The sequence below is a fragment of the Pseudomonas sp. AC463 genome (genome assembly GCF_979253585.1).
In genome coordinates this window covers 96,746-114,150 of record NZ_CEEDDZ010000009.1, presented here as the reverse complement: position 1 = coordinate 114,150, position 17,405 = coordinate 96,746, and the positions used below count along the sequence as shown (strand labels likewise).

Genomic DNA, 17,405 nt, shown 5'->3' with positions numbered 1-17,405 from the left:
TTTTTTTTCAGCGCGTTTTTTAGTTAGAGCACGCCAGCCTTCTTCCAGCCCAGGTAACGGGTTACCAGCGCCGCGCCCATTTCCGCGGGCAGGGTATCCAGCACCGACAGCCCGTGGGCGCTCAAGCGGTCATGCAGTTCATCCCGAGTATTGAGGTAATCCACGGTGCCGCTGTAGGCCAGCGCCTCCGATAGGGTTTGTACCGGGGATTGGCGCAGTTGATCGAGGACTTCCTCCCGCAGGCTGGCCACCAGCACCCTATGCTGGCGGCTGATGCGCTTGACGGCGGCGAGCAGCGCCTCATCGTCCTCATCGCGCAGGTTGGTGACCACAATCACCAATGCCCGACGTTTCTGCCGGGCCAGCAGTTGGTTTGCCGCCGCCTCGTAGTCGGCTGTTCGTCGGGTGCTGTCCAGGTCGTACACCGTATTGAGCAACAGGTTCAACTGGCTGCTGCCCTTGACGGGGGCCAGGTAGCGTGGCTGGTCAGCGGCAAAGGTGCATAGCCCCACGGCATCACCTTGGCGCAAGGCGACATAGCTGAGCAGCAGGCAGGCGTTGAGGGCGTGGTCAAAATGCGCCAGCTCGCCATCCTGACTGCGCATACGTCGGCCGCAATCAAGCATGAATACGATCTGTTGGTCGCGCTCGTCCTGGTATTCCCGGGCGATAGGCGTGCGCTGCCGAGCGGTGGCCTTCCAGTCGATCTGCCGCAGGCTGTCACCCTCGCGAAACTCGCGCAGTTGGTGAAACTCCTGCCCCAACCCCCGTCGTTGGTGCTGGCGTACGCCCAACTGGCTCAGCCAGTTATCCACACCCAGCAATTGCGCGCCGTACAAGCGGGCGAAATCCGGGTATACGCGGGTAACATCGCTGACCTCGATAAAGCGCCGTGCCGACCACAGGCCCAGGGGGCTGGGCAGGTGGATTTCGCAACGGGTGAAACTGAAGTGCCCGCGCCGCAGAGGCCGAAGGCGATACCCCAGTTCGCTGCGTTCACCGGGGCGCAGCTCGATGGCTTGGGGCATGTTCTCCACCGTCAGCCCATCGGGCACATGATCGACCACCTGCACGGTTAGTGGTTGTGGATAGTCGTGCTCCAGCGCCAGGCGTACCTCACCCCAACGGCCCAACGCCAGGCTGCCGGGCATTTGCCGTTGCACGCGCGGGGAGGGGCGGTGGCGCAGACGCAAGGCATCCAGCACCGCCAGCAGCAACAGCGCCAGAAGCAAGCCCCACGCCACCGAGTGCAGGGTGTCGGGCACCTTGAGCTGCAAGGCTGCGGCGGTACCCAACAGGAGGCTCAGGCCCAGCAGGACGCCAAGCCAGGTCAACAGCAGACGGGTAGGTTTCATGGGCGAGTCATTGCCGGGGCGTCGGAATCTGGTCCAGCAACTGCTTGAGCACCTGGTCGACCTCCAGCCCGTCGATGTCCAACTCTGGCGCAATGCGCACCCGATGGCGCAATACCGCCAAGGCGCAGCCCTTGATGTCATCCGGGGTGACGAACTCGCCGCCGCGCAACAGTGCGCGGGCGCGGGCGCCACGTACCAGGGCGATGGAGGCCCGTGGGCCGGCGCCGATGGCCAGCCCTGGCCAACTGCGGGTAGCTCGTGCCAGGCGCACGGCGTAGTCGAGTACTTGTTCATCCAGGGCAAGCTCACTGGCGACTTGTTGCAATTGCAGCACGTCTTCGGCCAGCAGCACCCTCTGCAGTGGGTGCACATCGAGCATGTCGGCCCGGGACGAGCGTGTCACTTCGCGCACCATCTCCAGCTCCTGCTGCGCGTCCGGATAGTCCATGCGTACCTTCAACATGAAGCGGTCCAGTTCGGCTTCCGGAAGGGGGTAGGTGCCTTCCTGTTCGATGGGGTTCTGCGTGGCCAGCACCATGAAGGGTTGGCCGATGGGCAGTGCCTCGCCTTCGAGGGTGACCTGTCGTTCCTGCATGGCTTCAAGCAGGGCGGCCTGAGTCTTGGCCGGGGCGCGGTTGATTTCGTCGGCGAGCAACAAATGGGTGAACACCGGCCCTTTGCGCAACTTGAACTGTTCGGTGTGCAGGTCGTACACGGCGTGCCCGGTGACGTCACTGGGCATCAGGTCGGGGGTGAACTGGATGCGCGCAAAGTCGCCGTCGAAACAACGCGCCAAGGCCCGTACCAGCAAGGTTTTGCCAAGGCCCGGTACGCCTTCGAGCAACACATGGCCGCCAGCGATCAGTGCGGTAAGGACATCGTCGATCACCTGGTCCTGGCCTATCACCGCCTTGCGCAGCTCGACGCGCAGGGCCTGTGCTTGCTGGCTGGCACGCTTCAGGGTTTCGCTGGTCAGGGCGGTGGCGGTTGGGATTTCGCTCATAAGGCATTCCTGAGTGTTTGCAGACATGCCACCTGACGGCTGAAATCGGCGCTGGAAAGCCGTTTTGCCGCAGGTGGGCCGAGGGCCTGGCTGATGACGTGGGAGGGTTGGCGCGTCAGGTGTTCAAGCACCTGCCACTGTTCTGCGTTGTCGAGGTGTTCAAAACCTGGATGGCGATGCCGGGCGGCGCGCAGGATATCGCGCTGCAAGGCGTGCAACAGCGTGCCCTGGCCACTGCGGCGTAGCAGGAAGTCGGCGCTGGCTTTCAGGTGTTCCTGCAACTGGCGGCGCGCCTTGGGCGCGGGCGCCTGGATCGGGCCCTGGCGCATGCCGGCGTGCCAAAGTGTCAGTGCGACCAAGGTCAGGAGTGCCACCAGGGCCTGGGGGAAATATCGCAGCAGCAGGGTAAACAGGTCGTCGAAGTCGCTGTTGAACAGCAAGGTCACGGCAGTGCCCTGGTTCAGGTACCACAGCAGCCAGGCATTGTCGTGTTTGCCGATGTCGGGGGTTTTCCACAGGTCACTGTCGGTGATCACCGTGACGCTGCCTTCGCCGAGGTCGAGCTGCATCAGGTGGCTCGACCTGGCGCTGTTGGCGGAAAACTGCGCCAGGTGCGTGGGGTCGGTGAGGTTGAAGTCGGTGTCGAAGCTGAAATAGGCCGGAGCGGTTTCATTGTCGACATACAGCTTGGTCAGGTCTGGCGCTTTGTTTTTTCGGGGCTTTTCAGGTGCGGTCTCGAGGTCTTCTGGATCGTCACTCAGGGCCTGGTGGATAGACAGGCGATCAAGTAACAGGTCGCCGCTTTTACCGGACTCTTCATCCCATAGCGCCTGCGCCACCACCAACAGATGGCCGCCGGATTTGGCCCAGCCCAGCAGTTGCTCTACCTGGCGTGGCGACATGTTGCTGCGTTCGCCGAGTATCAAGAGGCTGTTGCCCTTTGGTGACAGGGTAGCCAGCCGCTCCAGGCTATTGGCATGCGCCACGGCGAGGCCTTGTTGGCGCAGAAAGTGCTCGGCCGCCAGGTAAGGGTTGGCCAGGGCCTCCGGGGCAGGGCCACGATCCACCACTACCTCGTAGGGAATCGCTTTGCTCCAGGCGTAAAGGCCGCCGGCGCCAAGCAGGCACGCCAGTAGCAGCCCTGCCCACAATAATGCCCGGTTCATCGCACGCCTCCGGAATTGAACAGGGCGCGCCAATCGCTGCACAGCTTTTGCTGGGTTGAGAGCGCAGGGAGGTGATGACCGTAGGCGAGGTTTTGCCAATGGCGGGTCAACTCATCGCTGAAGGCCAGCAAATGCGGTTGCTGTAACTGGTGAATGTGTTCCAGCACCTGACCTTCGGTGTCGGCGCTTTTCAATGGCAGGTTGAAGTCATGCAGTAACCGGCTGAGCAGCCCGCGATACAGCAGGCCCAGAGCCTCCCGTGGTTGGGTGGCCCATAGCTGTTCGGCGGTGCTGGCGATGTCCTCGGGCAAGGTTTCGGCGCCCAGCTCCAGGCCGAACAATTGTGTGGGGGCAGGTGTGGCGGCTTTGGCCTTGCGTGGCTCGCGTCGGCCTGCAAAGGTGCGCGACCAGTCGCGATAACGCCACACCAACAAGGCCAGGCCACCGATCAGGAGGCTCCATAACAGCACTTCCAGTCCCTGGGCGATGTGCTTGAAGGTATTGCTGTTCAAGTTGTCCAGCAAGGCCTGCAGCCAGTCCGGGAGTTTGCCGTCGCTGTGTGCCTTGTTTTTAACCGTGGGTTTATCGTCGCCAAAACGGTAGCGGGTGACGGTTTCCGGGTTTTTGAAAGGCGGCTTTTCCAGCAGTGACTTGATGGATTGGCTGGCGCCTTGAGTGCTCAGTGGCTGTGTGGAAGTGGACGTGTCGGCCATGACGGGCGGGCTCAACGGTAGCAGCATCAGCCCGATCAACAGCAATAACACAGGCGCGACATTGCTCAGGCGTTGGCGAAGACGCCGGAATACCAGCTCCAGGTCCCAGGCTTCGAGGGTGGTACGGCGGTTGAGGTACAGGCTGAAACCGCAGGCGACATAAACAGGTTCCCAAAACACCAGGATCAGGGCGTAGAAGGCATTACCCAAGTGCTCCAGCCATAACCCTTGCGTACCCGTTGCCGTTGCCAGGCGCTGCCAGTCCCAATCCATTTCGAGCTGTTGGGGAATCAATAGATAGAACAGCGCCATGCAACCGAACCACAGGCCTATCTCCAGATGCACTCCGATGGTGGTCAACCAGCGCGCGGCACCGGCATTGCGTTGCTGCAACACGCCCAGGCGCTTTTGGCGCGCCTGGCCATCCAGGCCCTCCAGTTGGCTCACCGGCATGACAAAGCTGCGGCTCAGGCTGAACCGACGCCAGGTCAGGCTGGCCAGCAATTGGCCTTTGAGCAGGCGCGGCCATTGGCGCACGGCCTGTTTGAGGCTGGGCGTTTCGCCAAACAAGGCCTTGGACAGAATGTACAGCGGCAGTCGGTCGAATGCCGGCTTGAACCACCAGAACAGGAACATGGCGGTGGACGGGTATTTCCACAGTAACGCGCTGAGCAAGGCAAACACGGGCAGGGTCACCAGCGCCCAACTGCCCATTAATAGCAGGCGATGTTCCCGGGCCATTAGTACGCCAAGGTCCATGGCTTCCCAGGCAGTGCGCGGGCGTATCACCACACTGGCATCACTCAGGCGCATGGCGGTTCCTTCCTGCAAGGCCGAGGTAAGCGGCCACCGCCAGCCATAGGGCTGCGCCTACCGCGTATTTGACCCAGGGGCTTATTCCGGTGGTGGAGGACCAGTAAGCCTCGATAAACGCGGCGATCACCAGGAACACCATGACACCGCACAGCATTTGCACGCTTTTATGGGCGGCCAGCCGCAAGGATTCGCCACGGGTCAGATGCCCGGGGGCGATCAGCGCCCAGCCCAGTTGCAACCCGGCAGCACCGGCCAGGGCGATGGCAGTCAGTTCGAACGCGCCATGGCCGATGACGAAGGACCAGAAGGTTTGCCCATAGCCTATTTCGGTAAGGTGCCCGGAGACTGCGCCGATGACCAGGCCATTGAAGATCAGGAAGAACACACTGCCCAGGCCGAACAGCAAACCGGCGGCAAAGGTCTGGAACGCAATACCGATGTTGTGCATCACGTAGTAGCCGAACATCATCCAGTCTTCGCTGGAGGCGCGTTCTGCCGCGCGGCCCAGGCGACTGGCAGCGGGGTCATACATCCCCTGCATCTCGGCCACCTGCCGGGGGCTGACAATGCTGTAGATCAGGTCGGGGAACAGGTAGACCAGCAGGGCAATGCCAACCAGGCTGCCAAAGAACAGCAGGCTGGCGATCAGCACGAAACGCCACTGTTCCCGCACCAGGCGAGGAAAGCCGGCCAGCACAAACCCCAGGATGTTCGCCGCCAATTGACTGCGGTGACGATACAGCTGCTGGTGGCCGCGCAGGGCCAGTTGTTGCAAGGGGTCCACCAGGTAGCTGCTGTAGCCACGCTCCTGGGCCATCGCCAGGTGCTGGCACAGGCGCCGGTATTGGTGCGGGAAGTCGGCCACGTCCTTGGCCTTGCCTTGTTCCAATTGTTTCAGGTGTTCGGCAAAGGCTTGCCATTGGGGTTGGTGGCGACTTTCGAACTGACTCTGCTTCATGTTGGCCCCAGCAGGCCACGGGCCACGCCATTGAGTTGCTCGACGGCGCGGGCCGGGGAGACCTGCAAGGGCGAGGCCAGTATCGACGCCAATTCGTGAACGCGTTCGGTGGAGAGATCCGCCTGGCGCTCGGCGAAACCCAGGATGGCGCGCTGCTCGTTCAGGTCCAGGGCAAAGGGCAGGCGCAGTGCCGGCGCTTCAGGGACCTTGGGGCGTGCAAGCGGGAGTTCGCGGTAGATCACCAGTGTACCGGCGGCCACATCGCCCAGGCGTTTGAAGTGTGGATGCTGCAGGCAACTGATCGCGCCGAGGAAGTAGCCAAAAGGCAGCATGTCGACAAACCGCAGCAGGTTGCGGATCAGTGATGCAGACCAGCCGATCGGGGTGCCGTCATCCTGTACGACGCGCAGGCCCATCACCTGTTTGCCCGGTGAGCAGCCCTGGTTGAGTACTTCAAAGAGCACCATGTACCACCAACTGATCAGGAACAGCAGCAGCGAGCCAATGCCGATGCCTATATTGCCCAACAAGGCCAACGGCACCAGCAGCACGCCCATGACCACCCCGCGTACGCCCAGGTCGAAGGCAAAGGCCAGTACGCGCGGCACCAGGCCGGCGGGGCGCAGGGGCAGGTCGATGCCTTCCGGCGTCTCGATCTGGTAGCGGGTGTCCAATGGGGCTGATGGCATCGCGATCCTTGGCAGTGCAAAGCGGTTGGAAGACACGGATGCTAGCAGTGTCGGCGATGGAAGCAACCATCCAAGGTTTTGCTGGATATTTGTACAGGTTAATCGGTGCTGGCCTCGAAGGTTGTTCAGCGCCTAGACTTCGTCGATCTTCAGTACAGGAATAGCCCGTGACCTCCATTTTCTGGTACGACTATGAAACCACCGGCATCAACCCGCGCAGCGACCGCCCGCTCCAGGTAGCCGGCATTCGTACGGACCTCGAACTCAACGAGATCGGGGCTCCGGTCAACCTCTATTGCCAGCCCGGCGACGATATCCTGCCCCATCCCGCAGCCTGCGCGATTACTGGCATCACCCCTGCAATACTCGCGGAAAAAGGCCTGGCCGAGGCCGACTTCATGACCCGGGTGCATGCCGAACTGGCCGCGCCGGGTACTTGTGGCGCCGGCTATAACACCTTGCGGTTTGACGACGAAATGACGCGCTACAGCCTGTATCGCAATTTTTTCGACCCTTACGCGCGGGAGTGGCAGGGCGGCAATAGTCGCTGGGACCTGATCGACGTCGTGCGCACCGCTTACGCGCTACGCCCGGAGGGCATTGAGTGGCCGCAGCAGGACGGGCGCGTCACGCTCAAGCTGGAGCGCCTGACCGCCGCCAACGGTATCGACCATGGCCAGGCCCACGATGCGTTGTCGGATGTGCGTGCAACGATTGCCCTGGCACGCCTGGTTCGTGAGAAACAGCCCAAGTTGTACGACTGGCTGTTTCAGTTGCGCAGCAAACAAAAGGTGATGGATCAGGTGCGCCTGCTCCAGCCGATGGTGCATATTTCCGGGCGCTTTTCCGCCGAGCGTCATTACCTGGGGGTCGTACTGCCGCTGGCCTGGCACCCGCGTAATCGCAATGCGCTGATCGTCTGCGACCTTGGGCTCGATCCTCAGGGGCTGTTGGACCTCGACGCGGATGCCTTGCGCCAGCGCCTTTACACCCGCCGTGACGAGCTGGCCGAGGGGGAGCTGCCGGTACCTCTCAAGTTGGTGCATATCAACCGCTGCCCGGTGGTCGCGCCGCTGAATGTGCTGCGTGCCGAAGACCGTGAGCGTCTGCACTTGGATATGGATCTTTATCAGGCGCGGGCGCTGCGGCTAACTGACGCACAGGAACTTTGGCGTGATAAGTTGGCGGCCATTTACGCCGAGGAAGATTTTGCCCCGAATGCAGACCCGGAACAGCAGCTTTACGACGGTTTTATTGGGGACCGTGATCGACGTTTATGTGAACAAGTCCGGGCGGCTGAACCTGCACAATTAGCAAGGCAGCAGTGGCCTTTTGATGATGAACGTTTGCCTGAATTATTGTTTCGCTACCGCGCACGCAACTTTCCCGACACGTTGAACAGCGAGGAGCAACAACGCTGGGCATTGTTCTGCCAGCAACGTTTTTCGGACCCGCAATGGGGGGCGCCGAATACCCTTGAGGCATTTAACCGGGCCCGGCAGGAGTTGGCCTTAAGTGCTACGCCGTTTCAGTGTGGGGTACTGGAGCAGTGGCAGGAATATGCCGACTCTTTAGCGGCGCGGGTGAACCTGTAGTCGTTTTTTTACAAAACAACCTGCCAATAAAAAACGCCAGCAAGCTGGCGTTTTTTATTGTGTCGCGTATCCGGCGCAGGCCGTGGAGCTTAGCCCAGCAGGGTAGCCCAGCCTTCAACCACGTCGCCGCCCCACTTGGCTTTCCACTCTTTCAGAGTTTTGTGGTTGCCGCCTTTGGTTTCAATCACTTCGCCGTTGTGCGGGTTTTTGTATTGTTTGACCTTGCGCGCGCGCTTGGTGCCGGTAGTTTTCACAGCGCCACGCGGTGCTTTAACTTTCGACTCTGGATCCAGCAGCGCGATGATGTCACGCAGGGATTTGGAATATTCGCCCATCAGGGTGCGCAATTTGCCTTCGAATTCCAGCTCGGTTTGCAGTTTGTCGTCTTGGGACAGATTCTTCAAACGGGCTTGCAGCTCTTTGATAGCTTCTTCGGTGGCACGGTATTCGTTGATCAGGGACATGTGGACTACCTTATGTAGAGCGCTGATTGACAGAGCGAGTGGGCCAATAATAGTCAGGCGGTTTGCCCAAGTAAACATTTAAGCTCGCATTTATGTGAATTACTTTGAAAGTTTGTAGCCTGGCGATGCGTTCGAGTTAATTACTAGGTTGTAGACCATAAGATAATTCCGCAGACAGTCGAGAACAGCCGCAGTGTCGCGCAGTAGATTCATATTAAGGGGGTAAAACCTTAGGCTATTAAGGGGCATGGCGCGGGTCGTTGATCAGAATAAGCGTTAACGAATACTGCAGTTTTCCTGCGTAATCGCTAGAATGGCGGCCTTTGCGAAGTTCTGGAGTTTTCCCCTAATGCGCACTTTTCGGCTGGTGATTGCTTGCCCGGACCGGGTCGGCATCGTTGCCAAAGTCAGTAACTTTCTGGCTTCTCATAACGGCTGGATCACCGAGGCGAGCCATCACTCGGACAATCTCAGCGGTTGGTTTTTCATGCGTCACGAAATCCGTGCCGATACGCTGCCCTTCGGTCTGGAGGCATTTCGCGAGGCGTTTGCGCCAATCGCCGAAGAGTTTTCGATGACCTGGCACATCACCGACACCGAGCAGAAAAAACGCGTGGTGTTGATGGCCAGCCGCGAATCCCACTGCCTGGCCGACTTGCTGCACCGTTGGCACAGCGATGAGCTGGACTGCGAGATTGCCTGCGTGATTTCCAACCATGACGACCTGCGCAGCATGGTCGAATGGCATGGCATCCCGTACTACCACGTGCCGGTCAACCCGCAGGACAAGGAGCCGGCATTCGCCGAGGTGTCGCGGCTGGTCAAGCAGCACGAAGCTGACGTTGTGGTATTGGCGCGCTACATGCAGATCCTGCCGCCGGAACTGTGCCGCGAGTACGCCGGCAAGGTGATCAACATTCACCACAGTTTCCTGCCGTCGTTTGTCGGCGCCAAGCCGTATCACCAGGCTTCCCTGCGTGGCGTGAAGTTGATTGGCGCGACCTGCCACTATGTCACCGAAGAGCTGGACGCCGGTCCGATCATCGAGCAGGACGTGGTACGCGTCAGCCACAGCGACAGCATTGAAGACATGGTGCGTTTCGGCCGTGACGTCGAGAAGATGGTGCTGGCCCGTGGCTTGCGTTATCACCTGGAAGACCGCGTTCTGGTACACGGCAACAAGACCGTCGTGTTCTGATCAAGGCGATTGAAGAATAAAGGGCCTTGGCGTTAAATCGTCCCAGGCCCTTTTTCTTTGCCTGATGTTTAAGGAGTGAGTGATGAGCGACCCACTGGATAAAGCCACCTCCAAAGCCCCGGCGACACTGGGCGAGGGCTGTTTGAGTCGTTATGACCCGGATGAGCTGGGCAGTGAGGACGGCACCGAATTCCCCGGTGCCGCCGAGTTGTGGGAGCGGGAGCAACGCAAGCCCGAGCCCGAGCAAGAGTGATCAGATCCGGAAACTGCCCACCAATTGTTTCAGGCGCGCGGCCTGTTGTTCCAGGTCGGCGCAGGCGCGCAGGGTCGATTGCAGGTTTTCCACGCCTTCCTGGTTGAGGGTGTTGATCTCGGTAATGTCCATGTTGATCGACTCCACCACCGAGGTCTGTTCCTCGGTGGCGGTGGCCACCGACTGGTTCATGCCATCGATCTCGCCAATGCGCAGGGTCACGCTGTTCAAGCGTTCGCCGGCCAGGTTGGCGATTTCTACGCTGTCATGGCTGTGGCGCTGGCTTTCGCCCATGGTGCTGACCGAATCGCGCGCGCCGACTTGCAGCTCCTCGATCATGGTTTGCACTTGTTGCGCCGATTCCTGGGTGCGGTGAGCCAGGTTGCGCACTTCATCGGCAACCACCGCAAACCCGCGCCCGGCTTCGCCTGCGCGGGCCGCTTCGATGGCCGCGTTCAGGGCCAGCAGGTTGGTCTGCTGGGAAATGCTGGTGATCACCTCAAGAATCTGGCCGATATTCACGGTCTTGCTGTTGAGCGCTTCGATATTGCTGCTGGACGCGCTGATCATCGCCGACAACTGCGTCATGGCCTTGATATTGCGTTCAACCACCTGTTGACCGTCTTCGGCCAAGTGCTTCGCGTCGCTGGCCTGGCTGGAGGCTTGCGCTGCATTGCGGGCGATTTCCTGGGCGGCCGCACCCAGCTCGTTGATGGCGGCCGCGACACTGTTGGTACGGTTGGCTTGCTCGTCGGAGTTGACCATCGACGAGTTGGACGCGCTCACCACGCGCAATGCCACCTCATTGACCTGTTCGGTTGCCGAGGACACTTCGCGGATCGACGTATGAATCCGCTCCACGAACCGGTTGAAAGCGTTACCCAACGTGCCGAATTCATCGAGATTCTGGATGGCCAGGCGGCGGGTCAGGTCGCCCTCGCCCTCGGCGATGTCCTGCATGGCGCGGGTCATCACGTGCAGCGGTTGCAACAGGATGCGAATCAGCATGCCGAGCAGGGCGATGATGATCGCCACGGCAATCAGTGTGGCGATGACGGCTGAGGTGCGGAATTCGCTGAGCATGGCGAAGGATTTGTCTTTATCCACCGCAATCCCCAGGTACCAGTTTACGGAGGGCAGGCCCTTGATCGGAGTAAAGGTCACGATAGTGTCTTTGCCGTTGGCCTCGACCTCGCTGAAGCCACCACTGATTTTTGGCGTGTTCTTCGGGTACATGTCGGCCAGGGTTTTCATCACCAGGTTTTTGTCTGGATGCACCAGCACTTTGCCGTCGGCACTGATCAGGAAGGCATAGCCGCGGCCGCCGAATTTCAACGCGCCAATGTTATCCACCAGGGTTTGCAGGCTCAGGTCGCCGCCGACCACGCCGATGCTCTGGCTGCCTTTGCTGCTTGGGGTGGCAATGGAAATGATCAGCTTGCCGGTGGCGGCATCGATATAGGGTTCGGTGAGCGTTGAGCCGTTGCTGCTTTGGGCCCCTTGGTACCAGGGCCGCACACGCGGGTCGAAACCGTCTGGCATCTTGGTGTCGGGGCGGATGGTGAACGCGCCCTTGCTGTCGCCGACGTAGGTTGCCATGAACGAGGAGGTCAGGGTTTTCTGGTCCAGCAGGCTGGCGACTGCTGACGCCTCAGGGTTGATCGCGATGTTTTGTGCGGCGTTTTCTACCAGGGCAATGCGCCCGCTGAGCCAGGTTTGAATGCTGGTGGCGGTGACATCGCCCATTTCATTCAAGTAGCTGTTGAGATCGTCGCGAATGGCATTGCGTTGCAGGTAGTCGTTGTAGAGGGTAAATAACGCGAAGGCGGCGATGACGATAAGGGAGGCTGCAAGCAGGATTTTGTGGCTGAAACGCAGATTTTTGTTCATGGCTTGTAGGGTCCGCTAAGGTCTTGATATCCGAAGCGCGTCCTCGTGGGATGCGCAAAATGGCAGCGTCAAAAAAGGTGTGATATTTCTTGTGGTAGTTCTAGGGGTCCCTGTAGGAACTACCTGACCTATTTTTAGACTTTGTGGGTCTTACAATTACCTGTATCGACTGGCGACACTAAAGATTAACCATGGGTGACCAAATGCCTGATCCAACGCAACTCCTTATCGGCGCAGACCTTTCTGGCCAGCCCATTGCCCAGGCAATGCGCCTGGCCAACCGCCACGGGCTGATCGCCGGCGCGACCGGGACGGGCAAGACCGTCACGTTGCAGCGCCTGGCCGAAGCCTTCAGCGATGCCGGCGTGGCGGTGTTTGCCGCCGACATCAAGGGCGACCTGTGCGGCTTGGGCGCGGCGGCGAACCCGCAGGGCAAGGTCGCCGAACGTATCGCCGGCATGCCCTTCCTCAATTACACGGCCAAGGCTTATCCGGTCACGCTGTGGGATATCCACGGGCAGTCCGGTCATCCGTTGCGCACTACCATCAGCGAAATGGGCCCGTTGCTGCTCGGCAGCCTGCTGGAACTCACCGACAGCCAGCAGTCGGCGCTCTATGCGGCCTTCAAGGTGGCTGACCGTGAAGGCCTGTTGCTGCTGGACCTCAAGGACCTCAAGGCGCTGCTCAACCATCTGCGCTATCACCCGGAGTTGCTCGGCGAAGATGCAGCGCTGATGACCACCGGTTCCAGCCAGGCCCTGTTGCGACGCCTGGCGGTGCTGGAACAGCAGGGCGCCGAGGCCCTGTTCGGTGAACCGGCCCTGCAGCTTGAGGATATTTTGCAACCTGCCAGCGACGGGCGCGGGCGCATCCATCTGTTGGACGCCAGCCGCCTGGTGCATGAAGCGCCGAAGGTGTACGCAACCTTCCTGCTGTGGTTGTTGGCGGAACTCTTCGAGCAATTGCCGGAGCGCGGTGATGCGGACAAACCGCTGCTGGCGCTGTTCTTCGACGAAGCTCATTTGTTGTTTGCCGATACGCCCAAGGCGCTGCAGGAGCGCCTGGAGCAAGTGGTGCGGCTGATTCGCTCCAAAGGCGTCGGCGTGTATTTCGTCACGCAATCGCCGGGTGACTTGCCTGACACCGTATTGGCGCAACTGGGCCTGCGCATCCAGCATGGCCTGCGCGCATTCACCACTAAAGAGCAGAAGTCCCTGCGGGCCGTGGCGGACGGTTTCCGGCCGAACCCGGCGTTCGAAGCCTTGGCGGTCCTGACCGAGTTGGGCACCGGTGAGGCATTGGTGGGCACTTTGCAGGAAAAGGGCACACCGGAAGTCGTCCAGCGCGTGCTGGTGGCGCCGCCGCAATCGCGGATCGGGCCGTTGAGCGTGGCGGAGCGCGCTGCGCTGGTGGCCAGTTCACCGTTGTTGGGCAGGTATGACAAACCCGTCGACCGGGAGTCCGCCTATGAAGTACTGATGGCGCGCAAAGAGCTGGGGCCAACCGAGGACGCCAAACCGGCTGGCGAAGAACCGAGCTTCACCGACAAGGCCGGGGCGTTCCTGGGCACCACCGCCGGCAAGGCGCTGAAATCCGCCATGCAGCAAGCCGCCAATCAGATGGGGCGGCAACTGGTGCGGGGGTTGCTGGGGTCGTTGCTGGGTGGCAGCAAGCGCAAGTAGCGGCTCAGGCCTTTGGCTTGGCGTGGGCGGCCAGGCGCTCAAGTGCTGCGCGCAAGCCCGGGTCGCTGATGCCGTCGGCCGTCGCCTGGATAGTTTCGGCGGCAATCATTGACAAATCCATGGTGTGCCCCACCGCACCTTGCTGGACGGTGGGCGGTTGCACCTTGAACTGGATGCGCGTCAGGCTGGCGAACTCATCAAATACCATCAATTGACGCTGCAGGCGTTTTTGCTGGTAACGCAAACGGGTCGCCCAATGGCCGTCGGTGACAATTAATAGCAAATTACCTTCACGCCAAGAGGCCACGTGGCAGTGTTCACGTGCGGCGGGTTGCAGCTGGCTTTCGAGCAGGCGTTGCAAATGGCCCAAGCGTTGCGCATGGCCAAAGATGGCTTTCAACGGCTTGGCTTCGCGAAGCAACACGCTGGGCGCGCGGGCTGTAAGAGGGCGAAATGCCATGACTAGACACCTTAAGTAACAGAGCGGGCATCTTAGCAGAAAGCGCCTGTATGCCCCCAGGAGATGCATCCACGGGACTTTGCCCGCGAAATCAATAGGTAACTTCTGCGTTTCATGGGTTGAAGTTCCGGGAAAAGCCCTTATTTTAAACAAGCCCTCTCACAGCACCATGCCAGCATCGGGGAACAACGCCACTTTCCTCACCCACGAATCCGGGTAGAATGCGCGTTCGCATGCGGCCGTGAGGGCTGCTCGGGCCACTCACGGTGCGCCCTCCATCCCTATGTGTGGAAGAACCTGCCGATATGTTTGCGCCTTTGTTAAAGAAACTTTTTGGAAGCAAGAATGAGCGCGAAGTCAAACGCATGCTCAAGACGGTGCAGCTGGTCAATGCCTTCGAAGAGCAGATGGTTGCCCTTTCGGACGAGCAATTGCGCGCCAAGACCCAAGAGTTCAAGGCCCGCATAGCCAAAGGTGAAACCCTCGACAAACTGCTTCCCGAAGCCTTTGCGGTCGCCCGTGAAGCCGGTAAGCGTGTCATGGGCATGCGCCACTTCGACGTCCAGTTGATCGGCGGCATGACCTTGCATGAAGGCATGATTGCCGAAATGCGTACCGGTGAAGGCAAGACCCTCGTGGCAACCCTGGGCGTTTACCTCAACGCACTGTCCGGCAAGGGCGTGCACGTTGTGACGGTGAACGACTACCTGGCTCGCCGGGATGCCAACTGGATGCGCCCGCTGTATGAATTCCTCGGCCTGACCGTCGGCGTGGTAACACCGTTCCAGCCGCCGGAAGAAAAGCGCGCGGCCTACGCGTGTGACATCACCTACGGCACCAACAACGAATTCGGTTTCGACTACCTGCGCGACAACATGGCGTTCAGCATGGATGAAAAATTCCAGCGCGAACTCAACTTTGCCGTGATCGACGAAGTCGACTCCATCCTCATCGACGAAGCCCGTACCCCGCTGATCATCTCCGGCCAGGCCGAAGACAGCTCGCGCCTGTACACCGAGATCAACAAGTTGATCCCGCGTCTGGAGCAGCACATCGAGGAAGTGGAAGGCGTGGTGACCAAAGAAGGTCACTTCTCCATCGACGAGAAGACCCGCCAGGTCGAACTCAACGAAGCCGGTCACCAGTTCGTCGAAGAGATGCTGACCCAGATCGGCGAGCTGGCCGAAGGTGAAAGCCTTTACTCGGCGCACAACCTGGGCCTGTTGACCCACGTGTATGCCGGCCTGCGCGCCCACAAGCTGTTCCATCGCAACGTCGAATACATCGTCCAGGACGGCCAGGTCGTACTGGTTGACGAACACACCGGCCGTACCATGCCGGGTCGTCGTCTGTCCGAAGGCCTGCACCAGGCCATCGAAGCCAAGGAAATGCTCAACATCCAGGCCGAAAGCCAGACGTTGGCATCGACTACCTTCCAGAACTACTTCCGTCTGTACAACAAACTGTCCGGCATGACCGGTACGGCCGACACCGAAGCGTTCGAGTTCCACCAGATCTACAGCCTGGCCGTGATGGTGATTCCACCGAACAAGCCGCTGGCACGTAAAGACTTCAACGACCTGGTGTTCCTGACTGCCGAAGAGAAATACGCGGCAATCATCAACGACATCAAGGACGGCCTGGCCCAGGGTCGCCCGATCCTGGTGGGTACTGCCACCATCGAGACTTCCGAGCACGTGTCCAACCTGCTCAACAAGGAAGGCATCGAACACAAGGTCCTCAACGCCAAGTTTCACGAAAAAGAAGCCGAGATCATCGCCCAGGCCGGTCGCCCAGGCGCACTGACCATCGCCACCAACATGGCCGGTCGTGGTACCGACATCCTGTTGGGCGGCAACTGGGAAGTGGAAGTGGCTTCGCTTGAGAGCCCGACCCCTGAGCAGATCGCCCAGATCAAGGCTGACTGGCAGAAACGCCACCAGGCTGTGCTGGAATCCGGTGGCCTGCAGGTGATCGCGTCCGAACGTCACGAATCGCGCCGTATCGACAACCAGCTGCGTGGCCGTGCCGGTCGCCAGGGTGACGCCGGTTCGAGCCGTTTCTACCTGTCCCTGGAAGACAGCCTGATGCGCATCTTCGCCTCTGATCGGGTGAAGAACTTCATGAAGGCCCTTGGCATGCAGTCCGGTGAAGCGATCGAGCACCGCATGGTGACCAACGCCATCGAGAAGGCGCAGCGCAAGGTAGAAGGCCGCAACTTCGACATTCGTAAGCAACTGCTCGAGTTCGATGACGTCAACAACGAACAGCGTAAAGTGATCTATCACATGCGTAACACGTTGCTGGCCGCCGACAACATTGGCGAGACCATCGCCGATTTCCGTCAGGACGTACTCAACGCCACCGTCAGCGCACACATCCCGCCACAGTCCCTGCCTGAGCAGTGGGATGTTGCCGGCCTGGAAGCCGCGTTGAAGAGCGACTTCGGTGTCGACTTGCCGGTCCAGCAATGGCTCGACGACGACGACCACCTGTACGAAGAGACGCTGCGCGAGAAGCTGATGACCGAGCTTTTGGCCGCGTACAACGAGAAAGAAGAGCAGGCGAGTGCCGAAGCACTGCGCACCTTCGAGAAGCAAATCGTACTGCGCGTGCTGGACGACCTGTGGAAAGACCACCTGTCGACCATGGATCACCTGCGTCACGGTATCCACCTGCGTGGCTACGCCCAGAAGAACCCGAAGCAAGAGTACAAGCGCGAGTCGTTCACGCTGTTCTCCGAGCTGCTGGATTCGATCAAGCGCGATTCGATTCGCGTGCTGTCCCACGTTCAGGTGCGTCGCGAAGACCCGATCGAGGAAGAGGCTCGCCTGCGTCAGGAAGCCGAGGCACTGGCAGCGCGCATGCAGTTCCAGCACGACGAAGCGCCGGGCCTGGAAGCTCCTGAGGTGTTGGGCGAAGAGGTCGATGTGGCCCTGGCTCAAACCCCGGTTCGCAATGATCAGAAGCTGGGCCGCAACGAACTGTGCTGGTGTGGTTCGGGCAAGAAGTTCAAACACTGCCACGGCGAAATCAACTAAGATTTTTGCCTGACGCTGCTACACCCCGCGCCGCGACCGGCCTCTGCCGTCGCGGCGTTTTGCCATTAATTTCACCGTCGATCACGACGGCACAGACATCATCTATTTTTAAGGAGCGCATT

14 protein-coding genes and 1 pseudogene are annotated in these 17,405 nt (G+C 60.3%); 5 read left to right on the top strand and 10 right to left on the bottom strand.

The features are described from left to right. Positions 1 to 23: 23 nt before the first annotated feature. The 6 genes from AC0IYH_RS13375 to AC0IYH_RS13350 are packed head-to-tail and all read right to left on the bottom strand — an operon-like array spanning position 24 to position 6,700. A complete protein-coding gene (locus AC0IYH_RS13375) occupies positions 24 to 1,355 on the bottom strand; it encodes a DUF58 domain-containing protein (protein WP_471834720.1) in 1,332 nt (443 codons plus the stop codon). Between the two features lie 7 nt (positions 1,356 to 1,362). Then, positions 1,363 to 2,358 (bottom strand): AAA family ATPase, encoded by a 996-nt coding sequence (locus AC0IYH_RS13370; RefSeq protein WP_471834719.1) that lies wholly within the window; start codon positions 2,356 to 2,358, stop codon positions 1,363 to 1,365. After that, positions 2,355 to 3,524 (bottom strand): DUF4350 domain-containing protein, encoded by a 1,170-nt coding sequence (locus AC0IYH_RS13365; protein ID WP_471834717.1) that lies wholly within the window; start codon positions 3,522 to 3,524, stop codon positions 2,355 to 2,357. Before AC0IYH_RS13365 ends, AC0IYH_RS13370 begins: the two co-directional genes overlap by 4 nt. Continuing rightward, positions 3,521 to 5,050, bottom strand: coding sequence for a DUF4129 domain-containing protein (locus AC0IYH_RS13360; protein WP_471834715.1), 1,530 nt, complete (start codon positions 5,048 to 5,050; stop codon positions 3,521 to 3,523). Before AC0IYH_RS13360 ends, AC0IYH_RS13365 begins: the two co-directional genes overlap by 4 nt. Continuing rightward, the gene (locus AC0IYH_RS13355) at positions 5,037 to 6,011 is read right to left on the bottom strand and encodes a stage II sporulation protein M (protein ID WP_116628792.1); all 975 of its coding nucleotides are present in this window, start codon (positions 6,009 to 6,011) and stop codon (positions 5,037 to 5,039) included. Before AC0IYH_RS13355 ends, AC0IYH_RS13360 begins: the two co-directional genes overlap by 14 nt. Next, a complete protein-coding gene (locus tag AC0IYH_RS13350; RefSeq protein ID WP_116628674.1) occupies positions 6,008 to 6,700 on the bottom strand; it encodes an RDD family protein in 693 nt (230 codons plus the stop codon). Before AC0IYH_RS13350 ends, AC0IYH_RS13355 begins: the two co-directional genes overlap by 4 nt. A gap of 167 nt (positions 6,701 to 6,867) precedes the next feature. On the opposite strand from AC0IYH_RS13350, the gene sbcB reads away from it, so the two are divergent. Then, the gene (gene sbcB, locus AC0IYH_RS13345; protein ID WP_471834714.1) at positions 6,868 to 8,295 is read left to right on the top strand and encodes an exodeoxyribonuclease I; all 1,428 of its coding nucleotides are present in this window, start codon (positions 6,868 to 6,870) and stop codon (positions 8,293 to 8,295) included. Between the two features lie 89 nt (positions 8,296 to 8,384). On the opposite strand, the gene mvaT is transcribed toward sbcB, so the two are convergent. Further along, complete coding sequence (gene mvaT / locus AC0IYH_RS13340) at positions 8,385 to 8,759, bottom strand: histone-like nucleoid-structuring protein MvaT (protein ID WP_005790963.1); 375 nt, start codon at positions 8,757 to 8,759, stop codon at positions 8,385 to 8,387. Positions 8,760 to 9,108: 349 nt separating this feature from the next. Between mvaT and purU the strand changes: the two genes are divergently transcribed. Both purU and AC0IYH_RS13330 read left to right on the top strand, forming a co-directional pair. Beyond that, positions 9,109 to 9,957: a formyltetrahydrofolate deformylase gene (purU, locus tag AC0IYH_RS13335; protein WP_015885632.1), complete on the top strand. Its 849-nt coding sequence runs from the start codon at positions 9,109 to 9,111 to the stop codon at positions 9,955 to 9,957. Between the two features lie 82 nt (positions 9,958 to 10,039). Continuing rightward, positions 10,040 to 10,210: a hypothetical protein gene (locus tag AC0IYH_RS13330; protein ID WP_163821308.1), complete on the top strand. Its 171-nt coding sequence runs from the start codon at positions 10,040 to 10,042 to the stop codon at positions 10,208 to 10,210. Here AC0IYH_RS13330 and AC0IYH_RS13325 read toward each other — a convergent pair whose 3' ends face one another. Both AC0IYH_RS13325 and AC0IYH_RS13320 read right to left on the bottom strand, forming a co-directional pair. Beyond that, positions 10,211 to 10,975, bottom strand: coding sequence for a methyl-accepting chemotaxis protein (locus AC0IYH_RS13325; RefSeq protein WP_471834809.1), 765 nt, complete (start codon positions 10,973 to 10,975; stop codon positions 10,211 to 10,213). A gap of 93 nt (positions 10,976 to 11,068) precedes the next feature. Then, positions 11,069 to 12,100 (bottom strand): annotated as a pseudogene (locus AC0IYH_RS13320) (HAMP domain-containing protein); the annotation flags it as partial. Between the two features lie 203 nt (positions 12,101 to 12,303). Here AC0IYH_RS13320 and AC0IYH_RS13315 point away from each other — a divergent pair. Then, a complete protein-coding gene (locus tag AC0IYH_RS13315) occupies positions 12,304 to 13,782 on the top strand; it encodes a helicase HerA-like domain-containing protein (RefSeq protein ID WP_471834711.1) in 1,479 nt (492 codons plus the stop codon). A 4-nt stretch (positions 13,783 to 13,786) separates the two neighbouring features. Here AC0IYH_RS13315 and AC0IYH_RS13310 read toward each other — a convergent pair whose 3' ends face one another. Then, positions 13,787 to 14,242 (bottom strand): DciA family protein, encoded by a 456-nt coding sequence (locus AC0IYH_RS13310; RefSeq protein ID WP_122772544.1) that lies wholly within the window; start codon positions 14,240 to 14,242, stop codon positions 13,787 to 13,789. A 305-nt stretch (positions 14,243 to 14,547) separates the two neighbouring features. Here AC0IYH_RS13310 and secA point away from each other — a divergent pair, with 305 nt between their 5' ends. Next, positions 14,548 to 17,283 (top strand): preprotein translocase subunit SecA, encoded by a 2,736-nt coding sequence (secA, locus tag AC0IYH_RS13305; RefSeq protein WP_116628670.1) that lies wholly within the window; start codon positions 14,548 to 14,550, stop codon positions 17,281 to 17,283. Positions 17,284 to 17,405 lie beyond the last annotated feature (122 nt).

Coding starts and splice junctions, on each gene's coding strand:
- AC0IYH_RS13355 (WP_116628792.1), bottom strand. CDS start 6,011: ATGAAGCAGAGTCAGTTCGAAAGTCGCCACCAACCCCAATGGCAAGCC.
- mvaT (WP_005790963.1), bottom strand. CDS start 8,759: ATGTCCCTGATCAACGAATACCGTGCCACCGAAGAAGCTATCAAAGAG.
- AC0IYH_RS13365 (WP_471834717.1), bottom strand. CDS start 3,524: ATGAACCGGGCATTATTGTGGGCAGGGCTGCTACTGGCGTGCCTGCTT.
- AC0IYH_RS13360 (WP_471834715.1), bottom strand. CDS start 5,050: ATGCGCCTGAGTGATGCCAGTGTGGTGATACGCCCGCGCACTGCCTGG.
- AC0IYH_RS13350 (WP_116628674.1), bottom strand. CDS start 6,700: ATGCCATCAGCCCCATTGGACACCCGCTACCAGATCGAGACGCCGGAA.
- AC0IYH_RS13315 (WP_471834711.1), top strand. CDS start 12,304: ATGCCTGATCCAACGCAACTCCTTATCGGCGCAGACCTTTCTGGCCAG.
- AC0IYH_RS13370 (WP_471834719.1), bottom strand. CDS start 2,358: ATGAGCGAAATCCCAACCGCCACCGCCCTGACCAGCGAAACCCTGAAG.
- purU (WP_015885632.1), top strand. CDS start 9,109: ATGCGCACTTTTCGGCTGGTGATTGCTTGCCCGGACCGGGTCGGCATC.
- AC0IYH_RS13375 (WP_471834720.1), bottom strand. CDS start 1,355: ATGAAACCTACCCGTCTGCTGTTGACCTGGCTTGGCGTCCTGCTGGGC.
- AC0IYH_RS13325 (WP_471834809.1), bottom strand. CDS start 10,975: ATGGTCAACTCCGACGAGCAAGCCAACCGTACCAACAGTGTCGCGGCC.
- AC0IYH_RS13310 (WP_122772544.1), bottom strand. CDS start 14,242: ATGGCATTTCGCCCTCTTACAGCCCGCGCGCCCAGCGTGTTGCTTCGC.
- secA (WP_116628670.1), top strand. CDS start 14,548: ATGTTTGCGCCTTTGTTAAAGAAACTTTTTGGAAGCAAGAATGAGCGC.
- AC0IYH_RS13330 (WP_163821308.1), top strand. CDS start 10,040: ATGAGCGACCCACTGGATAAAGCCACCTCCAAAGCCCCGGCGACACTG.